The 18201-nt window shown below is 43.1% G+C and carries 20 protein-coding genes; 14 read left to right on the top strand and 6 right to left on the bottom strand.

Features of this window, described 5'->3' with window-relative positions; translation table 11 throughout:
* The first annotated feature begins 65 nt into the window (after window positions 1–65).
* The 4 genes from ACYX4N_RS06350 to arsB all read left to right on the top strand — a co-directional run bounded on the left by ACYX4N_RS06350 (window position 66) and on the right by arsB (window position 2825).
* Window positions 66–410, top strand: coding sequence for a metalloregulator ArsR/SmtB family transcription factor (locus tag ACYX4N_RS06350; protein ID WP_474805293.1), 345 nt, complete (start codon window positions 66–68; stop codon window positions 408–410).
* A 134-nt stretch (window positions 411–544) separates the two neighbouring features.
* Entirely contained in the window at window positions 545–1012 is a 468-nt protein-coding gene (locus tag ACYX4N_RS06345) for an arsenate reductase ArsC (RefSeq protein ID WP_474805292.1), read from the top strand.
* A gap of 65 nt (window positions 1013–1077) precedes the next feature.
* Window positions 1078–1761: an arsenical resistance protein ArsH gene (arsH, locus tag ACYX4N_RS06340; protein ID WP_474809222.1), complete on the top strand. Its 684-nt coding sequence runs from the start codon at window positions 1078–1080 to the stop codon at window positions 1759–1761.
* Between the two features lie 23 nt (window positions 1762–1784).
* Complete coding sequence (gene arsB / locus ACYX4N_RS06335; protein ID WP_474805291.1) at window positions 1785–2825, top strand: ACR3 family arsenite efflux transporter; 1041 nt, start codon at window positions 1785–1787, stop codon at window positions 2823–2825.
* Between the two features lie 85 nt (window positions 2826–2910).
* On the opposite strand, the gene ACYX4N_RS06330 is transcribed toward arsB, so the two are convergent.
* Window positions 2911–3309, bottom strand: a complete 399-nt coding sequence (locus ACYX4N_RS06330; RefSeq protein ID WP_474805290.1) for a response regulator — start codon at window positions 3307–3309, stop codon at window positions 2911–2913.
* Window positions 3310–3488: 179 nt separating this feature from the next.
* On the opposite strand from ACYX4N_RS06330, the gene aceK reads away from it, so the two are divergent.
* The 3 genes from aceK (at window position 3489) to ACYX4N_RS06315 (ending at window position 7588) form a co-directional block, all read left to right on the top strand.
* Complete coding sequence (gene aceK / locus ACYX4N_RS06325; RefSeq protein ID WP_474805289.1) at window positions 3489–5222, top strand: bifunctional isocitrate dehydrogenase kinase/phosphatase; 1734 nt, start codon at window positions 3489–3491, stop codon at window positions 5220–5222.
* Between the two features lie 264 nt (window positions 5223–5486).
* Window positions 5487–6167, top strand: coding sequence for a response regulator transcription factor (locus ACYX4N_RS06320; RefSeq protein WP_474805288.1), 681 nt, complete (start codon window positions 5487–5489; stop codon window positions 6165–6167).
* The gene (locus tag ACYX4N_RS06315; protein WP_476055968.1) at window positions 6164–7588 is read left to right on the top strand and encodes a sensor histidine kinase; all 1425 of its coding nucleotides are present in this window, start codon (window positions 6164–6166) and stop codon (window positions 7586–7588) included. Before ACYX4N_RS06320 ends, ACYX4N_RS06315 begins: the two co-directional genes overlap by 4 nt.
* Before the next feature lie 146 nt (window positions 7589–7734).
* On the opposite strand, the gene ACYX4N_RS06310 is transcribed toward ACYX4N_RS06315, so the two are convergent.
* Both ACYX4N_RS06310 and ACYX4N_RS06305 read right to left on the bottom strand, forming a co-directional pair.
* Window positions 7735–8295: a DUF3833 domain-containing protein gene (locus ACYX4N_RS06310; RefSeq protein ID WP_476055967.1), complete on the bottom strand. Its 561-nt coding sequence runs from the start codon at window positions 8293–8295 to the stop codon at window positions 7735–7737.
* A 57-nt stretch (window positions 8296–8352) separates the two neighbouring features.
* Window positions 8353–8841: a chalcone isomerase family protein gene (locus ACYX4N_RS06305; RefSeq protein WP_476055966.1), complete on the bottom strand. Its 489-nt coding sequence runs from the start codon at window positions 8839–8841 to the stop codon at window positions 8353–8355.
* A 276-nt stretch (window positions 8842–9117) separates the two neighbouring features.
* Between ACYX4N_RS06305 and ACYX4N_RS06300 the strand changes: the two genes are divergently transcribed.
* Both ACYX4N_RS06300 and ACYX4N_RS06295 read left to right on the top strand, forming a co-directional pair.
* Window positions 9118–10038, top strand: coding sequence for a 1-aminocyclopropane-1-carboxylate deaminase/D-cysteine desulfhydrase (locus ACYX4N_RS06300; protein WP_476055965.1), 921 nt, complete (start codon window positions 9118–9120; stop codon window positions 10036–10038).
* 173 nt (window positions 10039–10211) lie between these two features.
* Window positions 10212–10457, top strand: coding sequence for a DUF4282 domain-containing protein (locus tag ACYX4N_RS06295; protein WP_118492654.1), 246 nt, complete (start codon window positions 10212–10214; stop codon window positions 10455–10457).
* Window positions 10458–10510: 53 nt separating this feature from the next.
* Here ACYX4N_RS06295 and ACYX4N_RS06290 read toward each other — a convergent pair whose 3' ends face one another.
* Entirely contained in the window at window positions 10511–11341 is an 831-nt protein-coding gene (locus tag ACYX4N_RS06290; protein ID WP_476055964.1) for a sterol desaturase family protein, read from the bottom strand.
* Window positions 11328–11756 (bottom strand): SRPBCC family protein, encoded by a 429-nt coding sequence (locus ACYX4N_RS06285; protein WP_476055963.1) that lies wholly within the window; start codon window positions 11754–11756, stop codon window positions 11328–11330. The genes ACYX4N_RS06290 and ACYX4N_RS06285 overlap by 14 nt, the downstream gene beginning before the upstream one ends.
* A 99-nt stretch (window positions 11757–11855) precedes the next feature.
* On the opposite strand from ACYX4N_RS06285, the gene ACYX4N_RS06280 reads away from it, so the two are divergent.
* The 5 genes from ACYX4N_RS06280 to ACYX4N_RS06260 all read left to right on the top strand — a co-directional run bounded on the left by ACYX4N_RS06280 (window position 11856) and on the right by ACYX4N_RS06260 (window position 17829).
* Entirely contained in the window at window positions 11856–12893 is a 1038-nt protein-coding gene (locus tag ACYX4N_RS06280) for an AraC family transcriptional regulator (protein ID WP_476055962.1), read from the top strand.
* Between the two features lie 184 nt (window positions 12894–13077).
* Window positions 13078–13488, top strand: a complete 411-nt coding sequence (locus tag ACYX4N_RS06275) for a hypothetical protein (protein WP_476055961.1) — start codon at window positions 13078–13080, stop codon at window positions 13486–13488.
* A 227-nt stretch (window positions 13489–13715) separates the two neighbouring features.
* The gene (locus tag ACYX4N_RS06270; RefSeq protein ID WP_269916754.1) at window positions 13716–14918 is read left to right on the top strand and encodes a saccharopine dehydrogenase family protein; all 1203 of its coding nucleotides are present in this window, start codon (window positions 13716–13718) and stop codon (window positions 14916–14918) included.
* A gap of 172 nt (window positions 14919–15090) precedes the next feature.
* On the top strand, window positions 15091–16221 hold the full coding sequence (gene nspC / locus ACYX4N_RS06265) for a carboxynorspermidine decarboxylase (protein ID WP_476055960.1): 1131 nt from the start codon (window positions 15091–15093) through the stop codon (window positions 16219–16221).
* A gap of 252 nt (window positions 16222–16473) precedes the next feature.
* Window positions 16474–17829: a CsgG/HfaB family protein gene (locus ACYX4N_RS06260; RefSeq protein ID WP_476055959.1), complete on the top strand. Its 1356-nt coding sequence runs from the start codon at window positions 16474–16476 to the stop codon at window positions 17827–17829.
* 77 nt (window positions 17830–17906) lie between these two features.
* Here ACYX4N_RS06260 and ACYX4N_RS06255 read toward each other — a convergent pair whose 3' ends face one another.
* Complete coding sequence (locus ACYX4N_RS06255; protein WP_474805277.1) at window positions 17907–18170, bottom strand: hypothetical protein; 264 nt, start codon at window positions 18168–18170, stop codon at window positions 17907–17909.
* Window positions 18171–18201 lie beyond the last annotated feature (31 nt).

The raw sequence follows: 18201 nt of genomic DNA, 5'->3' as shown, positions 1-18201 counted from the left end.
TTATTGACACATACGAAATTTCATATACGATATATCACATACGAAATTTCATATGTGATGTTTTTATGTCGAATTGTTGTGAACCTGCGCAGGTAGCGCCCCTAGCATTTTTTAAATGTCTGTCGGAAGACACTCGCTTAAAGACGCTGCTTATGCTTAGCGTAAAAGGCGAGTTATGCGTGTGCGATCTCACCGATGCGCTTCAACTAAGCCAGCCAAAAATTTCACGTCATCTTGCAGATTTACGAAAATGCGGTTTAGTGCTCGATACCCGTAAGGGCAAATGGGTGTATTACCAACTTCATCCTGACTTGCCTGCTTGGGCGCTAGACGTTATCAAAAACACTGCCTCGAATAATAGTGCATACATCGAAGAGCCATTAGCGAACTTGCTCTGCGAGAATTGCTAACTCTTACGTAGTGTGGTGCAAATCAATAGTGATGATTGCATCTTGGTAAGCCGCCAGTTTTCTATTTTTCAATATTTTTTCAACTTTTTGATAGCTAACTAAAGTAGCTTCAGTCATTTAAATAAGGTTTTTATATGAAGATTTTATACATTTGTACGCACAACCGTTGCCGCAGTATTCTTTGCGAGGCCATCACTAATGCCTCTAACGGTAATGTAGAAGCGCGCAGCGCGGGCAGTCAGCCTGTCGGTGAAGTTCACCCTCTCTCTCTTAAATACCTTGCAGAGCGCGGATTTGAGACCAACGGGCTTCAAAGCCAATCGTGGGATGAATTTGAAGATTATGACGCTGATCTCGTTGTTACCGTTTGTGATTCAGCGGCGGGTGAATCATGCCCCGTTTATTTCGGCAAATCGCTTAAGGTGCACTGGGGCTTAGAAGACCCGTCTAAGTTAGAAGGTAGCGAACAGGAAAAAGCTGAAGCATTCAACAACACTATCAATATTATTGAAAAGCGTGTAGCGGCATTAGCAGAGCTTGCTGAAAAAAACTTAGATAAAGCAGCGCTTAAAGAGGCGCTATCAAAATTAGGCGCCCAGTAAAGAGTAAAGGTAAATCAATGGAACAGAAAACATTAACAGCTGAAAGCCCCTCTAATAATGCAGTAATGGAGCAAATGCACAAGCCGATTATGGCAAACTTTGCAACAAGGTTTTCAGACCACAAACCGCGCATTTTGTTGCTTTACGGTTCGCTTAGAGAACGCTCTTACAGCCGCCTAGTTATAGAAGAATCAGCCCGATTGCTTGAATACTTTGGTGCAGAGGCCAAGATTTTTGACCCGCACGGTTTGCCGCAGCCCGATACTGAAGATGAATCACATCCGAAAGTAAAAGAGCTACGCGAGCTTATGATGTGGTCTGAAGGTCAAATTTGGTGTTCACCTGAGCGTCACGGCAGCATGACCGGCATCATGAAAAGCATGATCGACTGGGTACCGCTTAGCCTTGGTGGCGTGCGCCCTACTCAAGGGAAAACGCTGGCCATTATGCAGGTATCAGGCGGTTCACAATCGTTTAATGCGGTAAACCAAATGCGCATTTTAGGCCGCTGGATGCGCATGTTAACCATCCCTAACCAGTCTTCTGTGGCAAAAGCGTTTTTAGAATTTGAAGACAATGGACGCATGAAACCGTCACCTTACTACAACCGAATAGTAGATGTAGTTGAAGAATTGGTGAAATTTACTTTGCTTACCCGCGACAACAAAGACTTTCTTGTTGATCGCTATTCCGAGCGCGTTGAAAGCGCAGAGGAAGTGAGTAAGCGTGTTAATCAAAAATCGCTGTAAAATTAAGACAAAGGTGAGTAGAAATGGGGTTCTTTGAACGTTATTTATCAGTGTGGGTTGGTCTTTGCATTATTGCGGGGGTGGGCCTAGGTTATACTTTGCCTGGCGTATTCGAGTCTATTGCAGCGCTTGAATATGCACACGTAAATCTTGTAGTGGCAGTACTTATTTGGCTAATGATTTACCCAATGATGGTGCAAATAGACTTTGGCTCTATTAAAGATGTGGGTAAAAAGCCAAAAGGCCTGGTGCTAACGCTTGTGGTTAACTGGCTGATAAAGCCTTTCACTATGGCGCTATTAGGCTGGCTATTCTTTAAAGGTATTTTTGCCGACTGGGTAGACCCGCAAACTGCCACAGAATACATTGCAGGTATGATCTTACTTGGTGTTGCTCCTTGTACTGCCATGGTTTTTGTATGGAGCCACCTTACCAAAGGAGATGCTAACTACACTCTAGTTCAGGTATCAATTAACGACCTTATTATGGTCGTTGCCTTTGCACCGCTTACCGCCATGCTGTTGGGTGTAACAGATATCACGGTTCCTTGGGACACCCTGCTACTGTCTGTAGCGCTCTATGTAGTATTGCCGCTGGTAGCGGGTTATATCACGCGCCGCCACTTGGAAAACAAAAACAACAGCACACAGAAAACAGGTTCAGGAAATAACGCGGTCGACGCGCTAGTAAGTAAATTTAAGCCGTTTTCAGTAATTGGGTTACTGCTGACAATAGTTATTTTGTTTGGCCTTCAAGCAGAAACGATATTATCGCAGCCCCAAGATATCGTGCTTATTGCGATACCCCTGCTTATACAAACTTACGGTATTTTTGCTATTGCCTACTTTGCCGCAAAGCGCATGAAACTGCCGCACAATGTAGCTGCACCAGCATGTATGATAGGTACGTCTAACTTCTTCGAGTTGGCGGTAGCCGTAGCCATTTCACTATTTGGTTTACACAGCGGCGCAGCGCTTGCCACCGTCGTTGGCGTACTAGTTGAAGTGCCCGTTATGCTTTCGCTAGTGTGGTTTGCAAACAAAACTCGCCATTGGTTTGACTAAGCAGTGTTATCCCAGTCTGCAGCGGTGACATCGCGGAAATAAAAAAGGGCGAGCCCATGGCTCGCCCTTCTCATCTTTTAAATTCTTAAACCGCAATTGGCGCTTTATAAGTATCGGGAAGAATGAAACCAAAGCGTTGTAGAACCGCCGTAAGTTCGTTTCGCTTAATTGGCTTTTCAATAAAACCTAATGCGCCCAAAGACATCACTTTCTCTTGCATCAATGGCTGAATATCACCTGAAATAACAATGACAAAAGTCTCAAGTTTACGGCGTTTAATTTCGCTCAAAACGCTGAGCCCGCCCAGCACAGGCATTGTTAAATCTAGTAATACAAGGTCAATAGTATGATGGGCTAATACTTCTAGAGCGTCCATACCATTTGACACTTCATAAATAGCTTCAGCGAACCCACCAGGCAAGTTACTTCTAGCCATTTTCCGTGCAAGCGCTGAATCGTCACAAATCAGAATATTAAAACCCATTAACTACAATCTTATAATTGGTTACTAATCCACCGTTAGAATACATTAAACGAAAGTATAAGAAAATAATAAAAACATCGAATTATTGGCTACTTACTCGATAACGACACCAAACTCTCCTCTCCTATTAGCATGTTTTGTGGTAGATATAAGGCGTAACAAAAAAGGAAAACATCCCTATGCAAGAGTTAGCTGCGACCCAAGACAAAAACTTGGTCAGAAAAGTTGCCTATCAGATTTTGTCTCATTTTGATAAGAGTTACCGATGGTTCACCCGAATTACACGGGGCGCTCAAGAAAGATTTGAAAAGGGTAATTGGAAAGAAACACAGCTAGCCTCTAAAGAGCGCATTACTATTTATGAACAAAGCCTGTCAGATGCGGTTGCCGAAATTTATCAGCTTACTCAGGTCCACCAAAAAGATGATGCTTTTTGGCAAGAGCTCAAAAAAGTGTTTGCGCTACAGCTTGAAGGGCACCCGCAGTTTGAGTTAGCTGAAACCTTTTATAACTCAGTGATTGGTCGACTGTTTAAGCACAGAAAAATAGACAACGACATGATGTTTGTTCTGCCTAGCCGTTGCTTTTTGCCGGGGCAAGACAGAGACAAAGTAGTCAACAGCTTTGACACCACCACTACCGTACGTGAAATGTACGAGTCGATATTCAAAATTTATCGATACAATATTCCGTTTGAAAACTTTGAACGGGACTTACAAAACCTTGAAACGGCCCTACGCGCACGATTAAACAAAGAACAACTAGCCAGTGTACAAGCCGTTGAGATCCTTAAGCCTACTTTTTTTCGTGGTAAAGCGGCTTATTTGATTGGTCGCATTTGTATGCCCGATGAAACCCTGCCGTTTGTCATCGCCATGCGAAGATACAACGAGCCACATATGTTCGTTGATGCCCTTCTGACCGACCGCAAAGACCTAAGCGTCATTTTTGGTTTTGCTCGTAGCTATTTTATGGCCGACACGCAAAACCCGGCCGAGGTTGCCGCTTTTCTACAAGAGTTATTGCCGAATAAAAAACACTTCGAATTATATATGTCGATGGGGCATTACAAACACGGCAAAACGGTTTTCTATCGCAACTTTTTGGCACACATGGACGAGACTGATGACAAGTTCGAAGCTGCGCCGGGAATTCGCGGCTTAGTGATGATGGTTTTCCATCTGCCCTCTTATGGCGTTGTTTTTAAAATTATTAAAGATGAATTTGCAGAAAGTAAGAAAATCACTCGTGAGCACGTAAAAGAATGCTACAAGTTAGTGAAGATGTCAGATCGTGTTGGCCGAATGGCTGACACCCATGAATACGTTAATTTTAGGTTCCCGTTAAATAGAATTGAACCCGAGCTTATTGAAGAACTAAAAGAAACTTGTGCGTCGAGTTTAGAATTTACTGAGACAGAACTTATCATCAAGCACATGTACATTGAGCGGAAAATGACGCCGCTAAATATATACCTTCAAGAAGAAACCGACGATGAAAAAATAACGCGTGCGCTTGATGAGCTGGGTCTATGTATTAAGCAAATTGCCATGGCAAATATCTTTCCCGGCGACATGCTGCACAAAAACTTCGGCATTACCCGTCATGGTCGCGTGATCTTCTACGACTATGATGAAATTTGCTTAATGAACGAGCGTAACTTCAGGGAGTTGCCAAAATCTGATGACCCCTATGCCATTGATACACTTTCAGTAGCGCCTAACGACGTATTCCCCGAACAATTCGAGCACTTCATCGTTGGTAAGCGAAAGTTCAAAGATATACTTAAGTCATTGCACGGCGACTTGATGACACCGGAGTACTGGCACGGTGTACAAAAGAAGTGTGCCCGTGGAGATGTGCAGCATTTTACCCCTTATAACCCGAGCATGCGCTTTAACAAAGGTGAATAGACTGGATACGTGAATAAAAAGCATCCTCCGTATCATCTTAAACTAACGTTCAAAGGGATATAGCGCTCTATAAATAAGGACAAAATTTAGCTACATGCGAAAAAGCTTAAAAGTGATCGTTTTAAGTCGTATAGCTCGTAAAAGAGGCAAAGCGATATTGCTTTTTGACTACTTGTTCTCGCTTGCTGTTTGTTAAATACCGTATATCGGTATCAGCAATGCCAAACAAGTGTGTGAATGTAGATAAATAGAAGAATCCTGATAATGAAAGTGCTACTTGTAGAAGATGATCCAAAGGTTGCCTCGCACATTGCAAATGGACTGTTGGGTGAAGGGCATGAATGTATTACTGTAGGTGATGGAACATCAGGCTACCAACAAGCCGCTAGTAACGAACTAGACGCGGTAATTTTAGACGTAATGTTACCCGAACTCGACGGTTTCACTGTGCTTGAGAAACTTCGCGAAGAAGGTAACACGACCCCTGTTCTATTACTAAGCGCCAAGAGCCAAGTTGAAGATAAGGTTAAAGGCCTTCGCACCGGCGCTAACGACTATCTAACTAAACCCTTCGCCTTTGAAGAGCTGCTTGCTCGCGTTGAAGGTTTGGCTGGTCGCAATAAAGACGGCGATGACAAGACCTTGATAAAAGTTGGAGACCTCACGCTAGACTTAGTTAACCGTAAAGTATTGCGTGGCGATCAAGAAATTGATCTTCAATCAAAGGAATTCCAACTACTTGAATGTCTACTTCGTCATAAAGGTAAAGTTGTAACGCGGAGCATGTTGTTGGAGCAGGTTTGGAATTATCATTTTGACCCGCAAACTAACGTGATTGATGTTCACATTAGCCGTCTACGCCAGAAAGTGGATAAAGCGTTTAATGTTCCACTTATTGAAACCGTAAGAGGCACTGGCTACCGCATAGCGGACGAGCTTGCATGATAGCAATACGCGACTTTACGCGTAGTTCTAGTTTTCGCGTAGGCGTATTGCTCACCACCCTAGCTTGTATTGCCATTGTTTTAATTGTTTACTTTTGGCGATTAACGAGCAGTGACTTGTTTATTTCCGAGTCGAATGCTGCCGTTAATGCCAAAGCAAACGCGCTCGTAACTCTCTATGAAAACCTTGGTATTGATGCCGTTAAGTCGGCCATTGTAAACGATAATAACCATAGCCCTTCTAGCGCGAAAACACCCTCTTATTCATTCGAACATTTGCGATCATTTGTCGTTCTGAGCAAAGATGAGCAAGTAGTTGCGGGGAACTTAGCATCTATCCCTCTGGTGTTAGAGCGGCACAAAGGGGCCAACTTTGATACTGCAGAAATTGTTATTACCCGGCCTAACAGCTCATCAAGGAAAACCTTACGCCAAGCATTGATGAGGGAAGATGTACTAGGGGACTATACCCTCTATGTCGGGCGTGGTATCGATGACTTATATAGCGCACAGTGGTTTGGCAAAACCTTTAGCTGGATTATCGTTGTGTTGCTTTGTGCCTTAAGTATTCTAAGCTTCGCCATTGCCGTTTATGTGGTCAATCGAATTAACCGCATGTCTCAAACCGCTGATAAGATTATAAAGACTGGTAACCTTGAAGAGCGGCTAGAGATTGATAGCAATTGGGACGATCTCAGCAGTCTTTCCTTCGTTTTTAATCAAATGCTGGATACCATTGAAAGCTCGGTTAATAACATCAAGTCAGTCACAGACAGTATTGCTCATGACCTACGCACACCGCTTTCCAGACTTCGTAATACCTTAGAAAGAATTGAAGACGACCAGCTACGAGAAGACACGACTCAAGAAGCAGATAACCTACTGAATATGTTCAATAGTTTATTGCGCATAAGCGGTCTTGAGACCACGAACAAAAAAGAGGGTTTCTGTAGTACCGATGCCCGAGCTATTGTTGAAGATGTGGTCGACCTTTACCACCCCCTTGCCGAGGAGCGCAATATTCAGCTGTCCAGTCAGCTTGAAAGCGTGACTATGCTTGCTGACCCTAACTTACTTTTCCAAGCTGTAGCCAACGTATTAGATAATGCTATCAAGTATTCAAATGAAAATAGTATGGTTGCGGTTCAGCTAATTACCACGGAAAAACACATCGTTATTGCCGTCAATGATGCAGGCATAGGCGTGGGTGAACACGAGATATTAAATCTAGAACGCCGCTTTTATCGCGCTGATGGCAGCAGAACGAGCAAAGGAAATGGGCTAGGCTTATCACTTGTCTCCGCAATAGTGAAGCTTCACGATGGGCAAACTTGGTTTGTGCACGACCCGCTAATGCAAGGACATGGTCTGGGTGTTGTTTTTTGTTTTCCGATTAATCTGCGTCAAAATCAGCTAGTCTGAATCAGCAAATTGCAGGCACTATCTAGATATCTGGTGCGCTAAGTTGTACTCGCTAATTTTATTTTTCTTTTTCTTTTTCTTTTTCTGAATGCTGACCTATGGATGGTACAGGTCAGCAAACTTTCCAGATTTATATCTGTAAACTATCAATCACTTTGCTTTTGCATAAAGATAGTAACTTCTGCCATCACAATACCGAACTTACGAATGTACGAACGGTTCATCATGGTAGTGTCATCGAAAGCCCAAAACCAGTCATCAAATGTTACTGAATAGGTAGTATCATCTACCGGCAAATCCATCTGGTAGTGAAAATTGAAAGCGTTACCATAGCTCGTACCTTTTGCAGGACCATCAATATCACCCGCGTTACCGACAAAAGTGTTATCGCTTTGCTTTACTATTTTCCAAGTCCGAGATTCAGGCCCTTCACCTACGCCATAATCAAACGTTTCATCAAGTGTTAGGGTATTCCCCACTATTGAGCCATCAATGTTTACCACAAACCTTTGTACCACCTCACCTGAGCGGTTTTGTACTATGCCCCATGCCTTAACGTTTCCATCGAAAAACTGCTCAATATCAAAAACCGGAGATACCGACTGATAATCTTCACCATCGACCGACACAGAACATCCAGAAAGCCCTGCCATGGTCAATGCTGCAAACCCCACTCCTAAACACAACTTCATCATATTTTTTATCATTTTACTTATCCTGCTCAACTAACCCTGCTTGGGATTTATATCTATAAAATCACTAAACTAATCTTTTCCGAGTAGCTTTCTTCTAAACTTAGGTTCCGATGTTTCATCACTTAACCAGATATCAAAAAAACGCTGCGTAAACGTTTTGTCACTTATCTCATCCGCTTTTTTGCCATTTACGTAAAACACGCTTGTGCCTTCTTTCGTTGCAATCCCTGTAATTACATCGCCCTCGCTAACGTCAGGAAAGATACGCTCCATTAGCGACAGCCATTTATCAGCATCATCGGCAGCGATATCTCCCTGTTTTTTCATTTCATCAATAGAGCGCTTGGCAATCTTTTTTCCCTCAAGGTCCCGTTGGTAGGTCAAACGAAGGGCGAAAGGAGGCTGCTTTGCGTACTTGCCTTCAGAAGCAAAAAGCTCTCCGGTATATACGTCCCAAAAGTAGTAAGAAAACATGCCTTTCCCCACTAGTTTCGCATTGGGAACATACTCATTGATGTGTTCTGAATCAGACTCTTGCGCATAGGCGTTGTTTGACATGGTTAGTCCGCTCACTGATATGGAAAAAATTAAAATAAAGGCAGATGCAGCGGCTATTTTATTGGCGCAAGACATACAAATAGCCCAAGCGCTTCTTACGTAATAAAAAAACCAGGATGGGGTATAAATCACAGTTTTTCGTAAAACGCCGTTTTTCTTAATAACCATAAAAATGCTCTTATAAGTCCTAATAAAAATTACAGGTCTTTTATTGAATTTGTATCTGGTTATACTCTTGTCAATGTGCAATTGATCAACTGTCTCTAGGCTCTCATCGTGCTTTCCCTTGATGAATTTAAAACGTCACTCGCTCTTCCTTCGCCTCTGATCCCTTTTAAACCGAACTGGGAGGGTGCAAGCAAGGTATCGCTTTATGTTAAGCGTGACGATGCAATTCATTCTGTGATGTCAGGAAACAAATGGCGAAAGCTAAGCCATGCGCTAACGAGTCCTTTGCCAAACGCCGTAATCAGTTTCGGAGGCGGCTTTTCTAACCACCTTCATGCGTTGGGGTTTGCTTGTTACAAACTTGGAATTCCCCTTACCGCCATTATTCGCGGCGACTACAGTGCTTCACCATCGCCAATGATTAAGGATTTGATGCAGTGGCAGACTCGCATTGAATATGTAAATAGAATTACCTACAAAAAGCGTAACGATAGTACTTATTTAGATGAACTAAAGCTGGAGTTCCCCAATGCGATTATCATTCCTGAAGGTGGAAGCCAGGCCCTAGCGCTTCAGGGGATAAAAGATATGGTCGATGAAATCGAGGTAGACTTCGATTTTATCGTTGCCCCTGTCGCAAGCGGCGCCACATTGGCGGGAATTGTAAATGCATTAAATAAACGTAATAGTACTACGGGCATCGAGTTTAGTTCTCGCAACAAAGCCATTGGCATAGGCGTACTAAAAGGTGAAGGCTATCTAGAGGGGTTGGTTGAGCAATTTCTTCCAACAGTTAACCAGACACATTGGCATATTGATCATAGCTACCATTTTGGTGGCTACGCCAAAGCGCCAAGTGAGCTTCAAACCTTTTGCAGCGATTTCAATAACACTATGGATTTTGAAATAGAGCCAGTTTACTCGGGCAAAGCTTTCTGGGCCGTTAAAGATATGCTGGCTAAAGGCAAGTTTGAGGACGGTTCACGCATCGTCGTATTGCACACGGGTGGTTTACAAGGTTCAAGGTAAAACCTTGTTATAACAAAGTATTGTTTTAACTACGTATGAGTGATACAACTAAATTTGTGAGCATGCTCACTTTACTCATAAATAATAAACTAACGATAACAACAAGAAGTTTGTCGCAGGATGCGGCATAAAATTTAAAGCTTGCTACCTGCAAACTTCATCAAGGAATGATTATGAAAGATATTTTCTTCTTCGACTCAATGCTCACCCCTAAAATTATTACTTTCGTGTACTGGCTATTGCTTTTAGCGTCAGTAGTAAGTGGCGTAACAACAATGTTTGTAGGTTACGACGCAAGCTTCGTATACGGCCTGTTCATCATCGTATCCGGGTGTATTGGCGCAAGAATCTGGTGCGAACTACTTATCGTTCTCTTCAAAATTCACAGCAACCTTCAAAAAATTGCAAATAAAGAGTAGTGTTATGCGAATGCTATCGCTTCTTTAAATAGCGATAGCATTCCGTTTATTTCTTAATCCAGGCCTTTACATCGATCTGCAACAGGATAGCCAAACAACCTTTTCAACTTTGCTTTTATTCCTTTTGCTTGCTGAAGCTGTTCACGAAGCACACCTATTTGACTGAAGTTGGCGCTAAGAGGATTATCCTTAGGTATTTTTCCAACTATGCCGTACTTTATACTGATTGTTTTATCTTCTTCAGCGAAAGTGCCGAATAACTTATCCCATATAATAAGTACGCCACCATAGTTTTTATCAATATAAGGTTTATTGGTTGCGTGGTGAATGCGGTGATGAGTAGGCGTATTGAAGAGATGCTCTGCCCAGCCTAAATGACCAATCGTTTGCGTGTGTACAAAAAACTGATAAGCCAGATTAATGGCAACAATGGCAAAGACAAGGCTGGGAGAAAAGCCAATAAGTATCATTGGTAGCCAAAAAAGCCACATGCCCACAAATGGGTACAAAATACTTTGTCTAAACGCTGTGGTGAAATTCATTTTTGTTGAGCTGTGGTGCACCACATGGGCCAGCCAAAACCAGTGTATGTTGTGTGAAGCCCGATGAAACCAGTAGTACAAGAAGTCTTGCAGGATAAAACCTGTAACAAGCGATACTGCCGTAAGCTCTATGTTAAATAGAGAAAACTGGTGCAGCCAAAGAAACAAAGGCATTAGTAGTAGTAATACCAAAGCATCAGAGCCCTGATGAAGTAATGCAAGTAATGCATTGTTCACACTGTCTTTTACGTTATAAAACTGCCGTGCCTTTTTGAACTCCACAAAAACACACAGTAAGAAAACCGGGCTTAAGCCAAGTAAAATAAGTTCAACAGGGATCAAAACGTGCTCCTAACTTATTCAAACATTGCTCTACGTCGTTTTGTAAAAGGCGTGTTAGTAGCCAGTTGGGTATATACCAAGGCGCGCAACAGCTAATGTGATAAGAAACTTTGGTTAGGCTACCCTGTGCGGAAAACCTGATAACTCCCCGATGATCTTTTACTGGAAAGTCGTCAACAACACGATATTCAATACCATCTGTGTCTGCTTTCACAATCTCTTCTTTAAAGCTAACGCCTAGAATACTCACTTCTCTCACGCAGCCTACTCCGCCACTAACTTCACTATTATTTGCTGCCCTTAATACCTTAAACGAAGCGTTAAAGAAATCGCTTAAATTCGGGTGATCAAGCAGCGTATCGCGAAGCACTTGTGGCGTTGCATGAATAATTCTTTGGTAGTGAACGTCAACCATTTACAATATGTCCTCTTCTCATGACTATTAGCATAAATTGACATTCCTATTTGATCTTGCGTTAATACGTCATGATTTTTGTTATTTTGCGACATGCATATGCCATCAGTTTCTTTTGCCTATATTCAAAGTATAGAAAGCTATTTAGCTAGTTTAGAGGTTGATACAAGAGAACTGTCGCGACTCACGCAAAAGCATAGCTCACTTCCAGGTTCATCCCGTGTTTCCATGGAAGCCTACGTCGAGCTTTTAAACCAAGGTGCATCGCTCACCAACAATGCATTATTTGGGTTTGAGTTAGGCAAACATATTCAGGCAAAAGATTATGGGGTGTTGGGTTACCTCGTTGAAAGTTGCGAGAATTTAGCTCAAGCCATAGGGGCGCTTACTCGGTTTGATGCGCTAGTCGCTGATATCGGCACAACAAGCGTATTTTTTGAATCTGAAGATGCCCGGGTTGAGTGGGTGCCTAAAAGCTCAGATTGCAAACAAATGGTATTGCGCAATACCACCGCGTGGGTAGCAACCGTTTATAAAATATTGGGTTCAGCCTGCCAATTAAACGCTATTACCTTTACTTTCCCCTTAAGTACATTGGAAAAAAATACGTTAGCCCAGTGGTTTAACTGCGAGGTGATTGATTGCGCCCGCACTAACGCCATTATTTTTCCCCTACACTTACTGCATGTGCCGTTTACCAGTGAAAACAAGGCTATGTTCAGCGCGCTAATAAAAGTGACTGAAGAAGAATTAGACGAGTGCAAAGGGGAACGATTTGCTCAAACCAACAATCGCCATTTTTCCCCTACTTCACACGAAGATATCGCTCACAAAGTCGTTGCACTTTTAAAAGCCAACCCAACGCTAAAAGGGTGTGAGCAAAAGCGTATGGCCGAAGCGCTATTCATAAGCCCGCGCACCCTGCAGCGAAAGTTGAAGCAAAGCAACACTAGCTTTCAGCAAATTCTTGATAGTGAGCGCAAATCTCGTTTAGACGACCTTCTTAAACAATACTCTATTGCCGACACCGCAGATTTATTGGGGTTTCAAGAGCAATCATCATTTACCCACGCGTTTAAAAAGTGGTTTTCCACCACACCGCTTAAGTATCAAAAACAGCTAATATCAGAAGAGTAAGCGTATTTCGTTATTAACCTTGCCGCACGCGTAATTGCGGTTTGAGAAAGGTGATGTGACTTATAATCTTTTTGTCTGAACAGGCAATTTTTTACTATCAAAATTTTGATTATTAAACTAATGTGACTAAGAACGCGTAGGTATTATCAGGTGTACAGCAACGCTAACTCACAGGAGATACGCTATGATCGACCGTCCAGTTACATTGCCAACGCAGTTAAATGCACTCGTGTCAAAGTCACTAAATCTATGTGAGCTTATGTTACCCGTGTGTGATGTGTTTTATCCTTTTGCTGCTATTTATGAAAATGGTCGCATCGGCTGTATATTTGCCGACGAGTCTGGAACTAAAAAGCGCGAGTCACAGCTTATTGAACAGCTTCAGTGGCGAATAATCGATACCACAACAGATACAAACAGTTACAGTGTCTTAGTGTATGCTGCGGCAGTTAACACTCAAGACAGTAAAACCCTTGATGCGATTGCCATTGCAACTGCCACACCAAATCACGAAGAACGGCTCATACTTTATCCTTACTACAAGGTAGATGACAAAGTAGTCATTTCTCCTCCTATAGATACGGTAACGCGTTAGTGCAATACGGTAGTGAAAGCATTGTATTTCAAATTACCTAGTACAAACCAAGTTCGGTTATTACAATAGTTTTTTAAGGTAGGTTCGCCAGTGCGTGCACTACCTTTTACATTCGTTGTTACGATTAAAATTTTTTGTCCTTTCATAGGCTGTCTTTGCTTGCCAAATCCCATTGGTCTGCTAGCATTCAGCCCAAAATTCATTAGCAAAATTAGGGATTAGTTATTATGTCTCGCGTTTTAATTATTGGTGCTGGCGGAGTTGCGTCGGTAACTGTGAAAAAATGTGCACGTTTACCGCAACATTTCGACGAAATTTACTTAGCAAGCCGCACGGTATCTAAGTGTGAAGCACTGCAACAAGAAGTAGGTGCAGATCGCGTTAAGGGTGTTTTCGCTGTTGATGCCGACAATGCAAAAGAAGTTGAAGCACTTATTAACGAAGTAAAACCAGACCTAGTAATCAACCTAGCGTTGCCATACCAAGACCTGCCTATTATGGATGCATGTCTTGCTACTAACACAGATTACTTAGACACTGCCAACTATGAGCCAAAAGACGAAGCAAAATTCGAATACTCATGGCAGTGGGCTTACCAAGACAAATTTAAAGACGCGGGCATTATGGCCCTTCTTGGCAGTGGCTTCGATCCAGGTGTAACTAACGTTTACACAGCATATGCAGCAAAGCATTACTTCGACGAAATCCACTACCTTGATATCGTAGACTGTAATGGCGGCGATCACGGTCAGGCTTTCGCAACTAATTTCAACCCAGAAATCAATATTCGCGAAATTACTCAGCGCGGTCGTTTTTGGGAAAACGGTGAGTGGAAAGAAACTGATCCGCTAAGCGTACGTGAAGACCTAGATTACCAAAACATTGGAGTTCGTGCGTCTTATCTGATGTTCCACGAAGAACTAGAGTCTATTGTTAAGCACTTCCCTACTTTGAAGCGTGCACGCTTCTGGATGACCTTTGGTGATGCTTACCTTAACCACCTGCGCGTACTTGAAGGCATTGGTATGACTAGCATTGAGCCAGTTGAATTCCAAGGTCAGAAAATTGTGCCTTTAGAGTTTTTGAAAGCAGTACTGCCTAACCCAGGCTCACTTGCTGAAGGCTATAGCGGCATGACGTGCATTGGTACTTACATCACAGGTATTAAAGATGGCAAAGAAAAAACTATCTTTATTTACAACAACTGTGACCACGCGAAATGTAACGAAGAAGTGGGCGCACAAGCTGTATCTTACACCACAGGTGTTCCGGCGATGATTGGCGCGGCGCTTATGCTTAATGGTACATGGAAAGAGTCGGGCGTTTGGAACATGGAACAATTCGATCCAGATCCATTCATGGATATGCTTAACGAGCACGGTCTTCCATGGCACGTTCTTGAATGTGAAAGCAGCCCTTTCACTAAATAATCGATATACCGGGCGCTTAATTCAAGCGCCTTTTTTATTAACGCCACAGTTTAAACTAGGCCAAATTACACGAGCGTATTATTCCGCGTAGTTTTGAGCTATGACCTGTAATGTAATACATTGGGCGTTAGATAAATATTGAAAGCAGTTTTATTTTTGGAGCTTTACCCCATTGACCGATTTAACTCAACGCACTGATATCCCCTCTCCTTGCTACGTGCTGGAAGAAGCAAAATTAATAAAAAACCTTGAGCTAATGAAACGGGTTCAAGATGAATCTGGCGCGCGCATTATTCTCGCGCTGAAAGGCTTTTCAATGTGGTCATGCTTCGACATTATTAAACAGTATTTACACGGTGCAACAGCAAGCTCGGTATGGGAAGCGAAACTTGCTGCAGAGATGGGTAAAGAAGTTCACGCTTATTCCCCAGCGTATAAAGTTAATGACGCGAAGGAATTAGCGAGCCTTGTTAATCACCTGTCATTTAATAGTCTAACCCAGTGGAATACGCACAAAGAAGTACTAGCGGACGTGTCGTTAGGCCTTCGCATAAACCCTGAGCATCAAGAGGCTGATACGCCACTGTACGATCCAGCAGCGCCAGGCTCGCGCTTAGGCATACGCGCCAGTAAACTAGAAGGCGTGGATCTGACAGGTATAGAGGGTTTCCACTGCCACAACCTTTGTGAATGTGATTCTTTCGCTACTGCACGTACCCTTGAAGCTATCGAAAAGCGCTTTGGTAAATGGCTTGGTCAATTGAAATGGTTGAACCTAGGCGGTGGACACCTTATGACCCGTGAAGGTTATGATGTAGAGCACCTTATTAAAACGCTAAAAGACTTTAAAGCGCGTTACCCGCACTTAGACGTTATCTTAGAGCCAGGCTCTGCGGTTGCGTGGCAAACAGGCCCACTAATTTGTGAAGTGGTAGATATGGTAGAAAACGATGGTGATATTGCCATTTTAGATATCTCGGCTACCGCTCACATGCCGGACGTTTTGGAAATGCCTTACCGCCCTGCCATTTTAGGTGCAGGTATGCCAGATGAAAAAGCGTGTAACGTGAAGCTAGGCGGAAATTCATGTCTTGCTGGCGATGTTATTGATGTCTATTCATTTGACGCACCGTTAAAAGCTGGCGCTCGTTTACAGTTCGAAGATATGATGCATTACACCATGGTAAAAACCACGTTCTTTAACGGTGTAGAGCACCCTGCTATTGGTATTTTACGAACTAATGGCGACTTCGAACTAGTTCGTGAGTTCAGTTACGAAGACTTTAAAGGCCGTTTGTCTTAGCCTTAACCCTTCACTAAAAAGTATACCAAAAGCTAATTGATCAATATTTGATCAATTAGCTTGTTCCCAATCTGCTCTAGTGCTATTTTGAGATTGTTGAGTAGTCAAAAGGGAATTTCGACCTACCAGTCCTTTCTGAGGTGAGTCCTTAATCTCCGTCGTCTTTTGTTCAACACCGAATTCAGGTGTTGTATCAAACCATCAAAAATTGCCTGTCTCGGTTATATCTTATCTTTATCAGAGGAATTGATCGTGAGAAGGAATAATCAAGGCTCAAACTGTGCAACTCAAGTACACACATTTGCCAAACCTATTGTATCTGCGCTTAGTGCGCTACTTTTAACCACGGCCTGTATGTCGACAACTCCTTCTATGGGAGGTGGAAGTTCAGGCGCAGTAAGTGGTGGCGCCGGCGGCGCTACGGCTTCAAACAATAATGCGCAATTAGAGAATTGTGACGAAACACTCGGTACATTAAGTGTTTTTGAAGATACAAGTTTGCCCTGGTGGTCAGAGTATCGCAGAACTTACCCAAAACTCGGCAGTACCATCCCTGTTATCAGGTTAATGATTCAACAGTCTAACTGTTTTGTCATTGTTGAGCGTGGCCGCGCTATGAATGCAATGAACACCGAGCGTCAGCTAATGCAATCTGGGCAACTTCGCTCTGGTTCAAATATTGGGGGCGGCCAAATGGTAGCAGCTGATTACACGCTCAGCCCATCTGTACTTTTTGCCGAAAAAACCCAGGGCGGTAAAGCCATAGCCGGTGCACTGTTTGGCACATTAGGCTCTATCGTTGGCGGAGGTTTTAGCAAGAATGAAGCGGCTACCTCGTTACTGCTTATAGATAACCGCTCCGGTGTTCAGGTTTCTGCTGCAACAGGTAGTGCTGCGAATCACGACTTTAGCTTGTTTGGCGGCATGTTTGCTGGCGCAGCAGCAGGTGGCGCTGGCGGCTTCTCAAAAACACCTGAAGGTAAAATGCTGGTCACTGCTTTTGCCGATTCTTTTAACCAGATGGTGGTCGCACTTCGCTCTTACAAAGCGCAAGAAGTTGAAGGGGGGCTAGGAAAAGGAGGAAGGTTAACAGTGGGGGGCGCTGATGATGCCATGCCAGATGCTACCGATGCGCCAGCGATAACTACCTCAACAACAACTACTGCCGTCTATGTCGACAACACCCCTTCTAGGGTCACCGTTTCAGACCGCAGGTCTTACAATTTTGACGTCGATGAATACGATGAAAAAGCCTTTAATAGGTATTATGACTGGCTGAAAAACTATGGCCCATTAATGACTGCGTTCGTCTCCTTCGACCCCGAAAATAACAATCCTAACTGGCCAGGCGGAATGTCTATGGCGGCAGCCGCGACCATGCTTCTAACTCAGTTAGATTCTCACCGTATTGAACTTGAAGCATGGCCATATGAAGCTAGGGTGCAAGCATGGAGAAAAATGGGAAGAAGGTTGGAAAGCCACACCGAACTGTTTGAGCGAAACCGGACATTAGCGCTTCGAAATGAAAAACTCGACGACGAAGTGCGTCAAGTTATTGAAAGCATACAGGTAGTAACAAAAGAAAGCTTGTTCCCAGAGGGTATTTAGCTATTAGAAAATTGAACCCGAAGCCGCAAATTGCGGCTTCGGCTCTCAATACTGTTGATAGTAGTAACACGTTATAGCTATACCACACCACTACCCGAAGCAGCTTCAGATTTGTCAATCTCTCCTTCAGCAAGGACATCATTACCTAATTCTATTTTAAAGGTTGTGCCAGGCTTCCCCTGCAAACTGTAGCGAAAGCCGTACATCTCACCTTCGTTCAATGAGACTTCTGTCACATCATTTGGATGGATTAAATCGTAAACGCCAGAGTCATTCGTTTGAGAGAATATATCTACCAGCCATTTGCCATCAGACATGGTGATTTTAAGAGTCTTTGTCATCTGCGCCTCCTTTAGTAACCAGCCCATTCAT

It is taken from the genome of Alteromonas sp. ABH4_452, from assembly GCF_056311825.1.
Note: the sequence above shows the minus strand (reverse complement) of the source record. Positions and strands in the feature narration are given on the sequence as shown.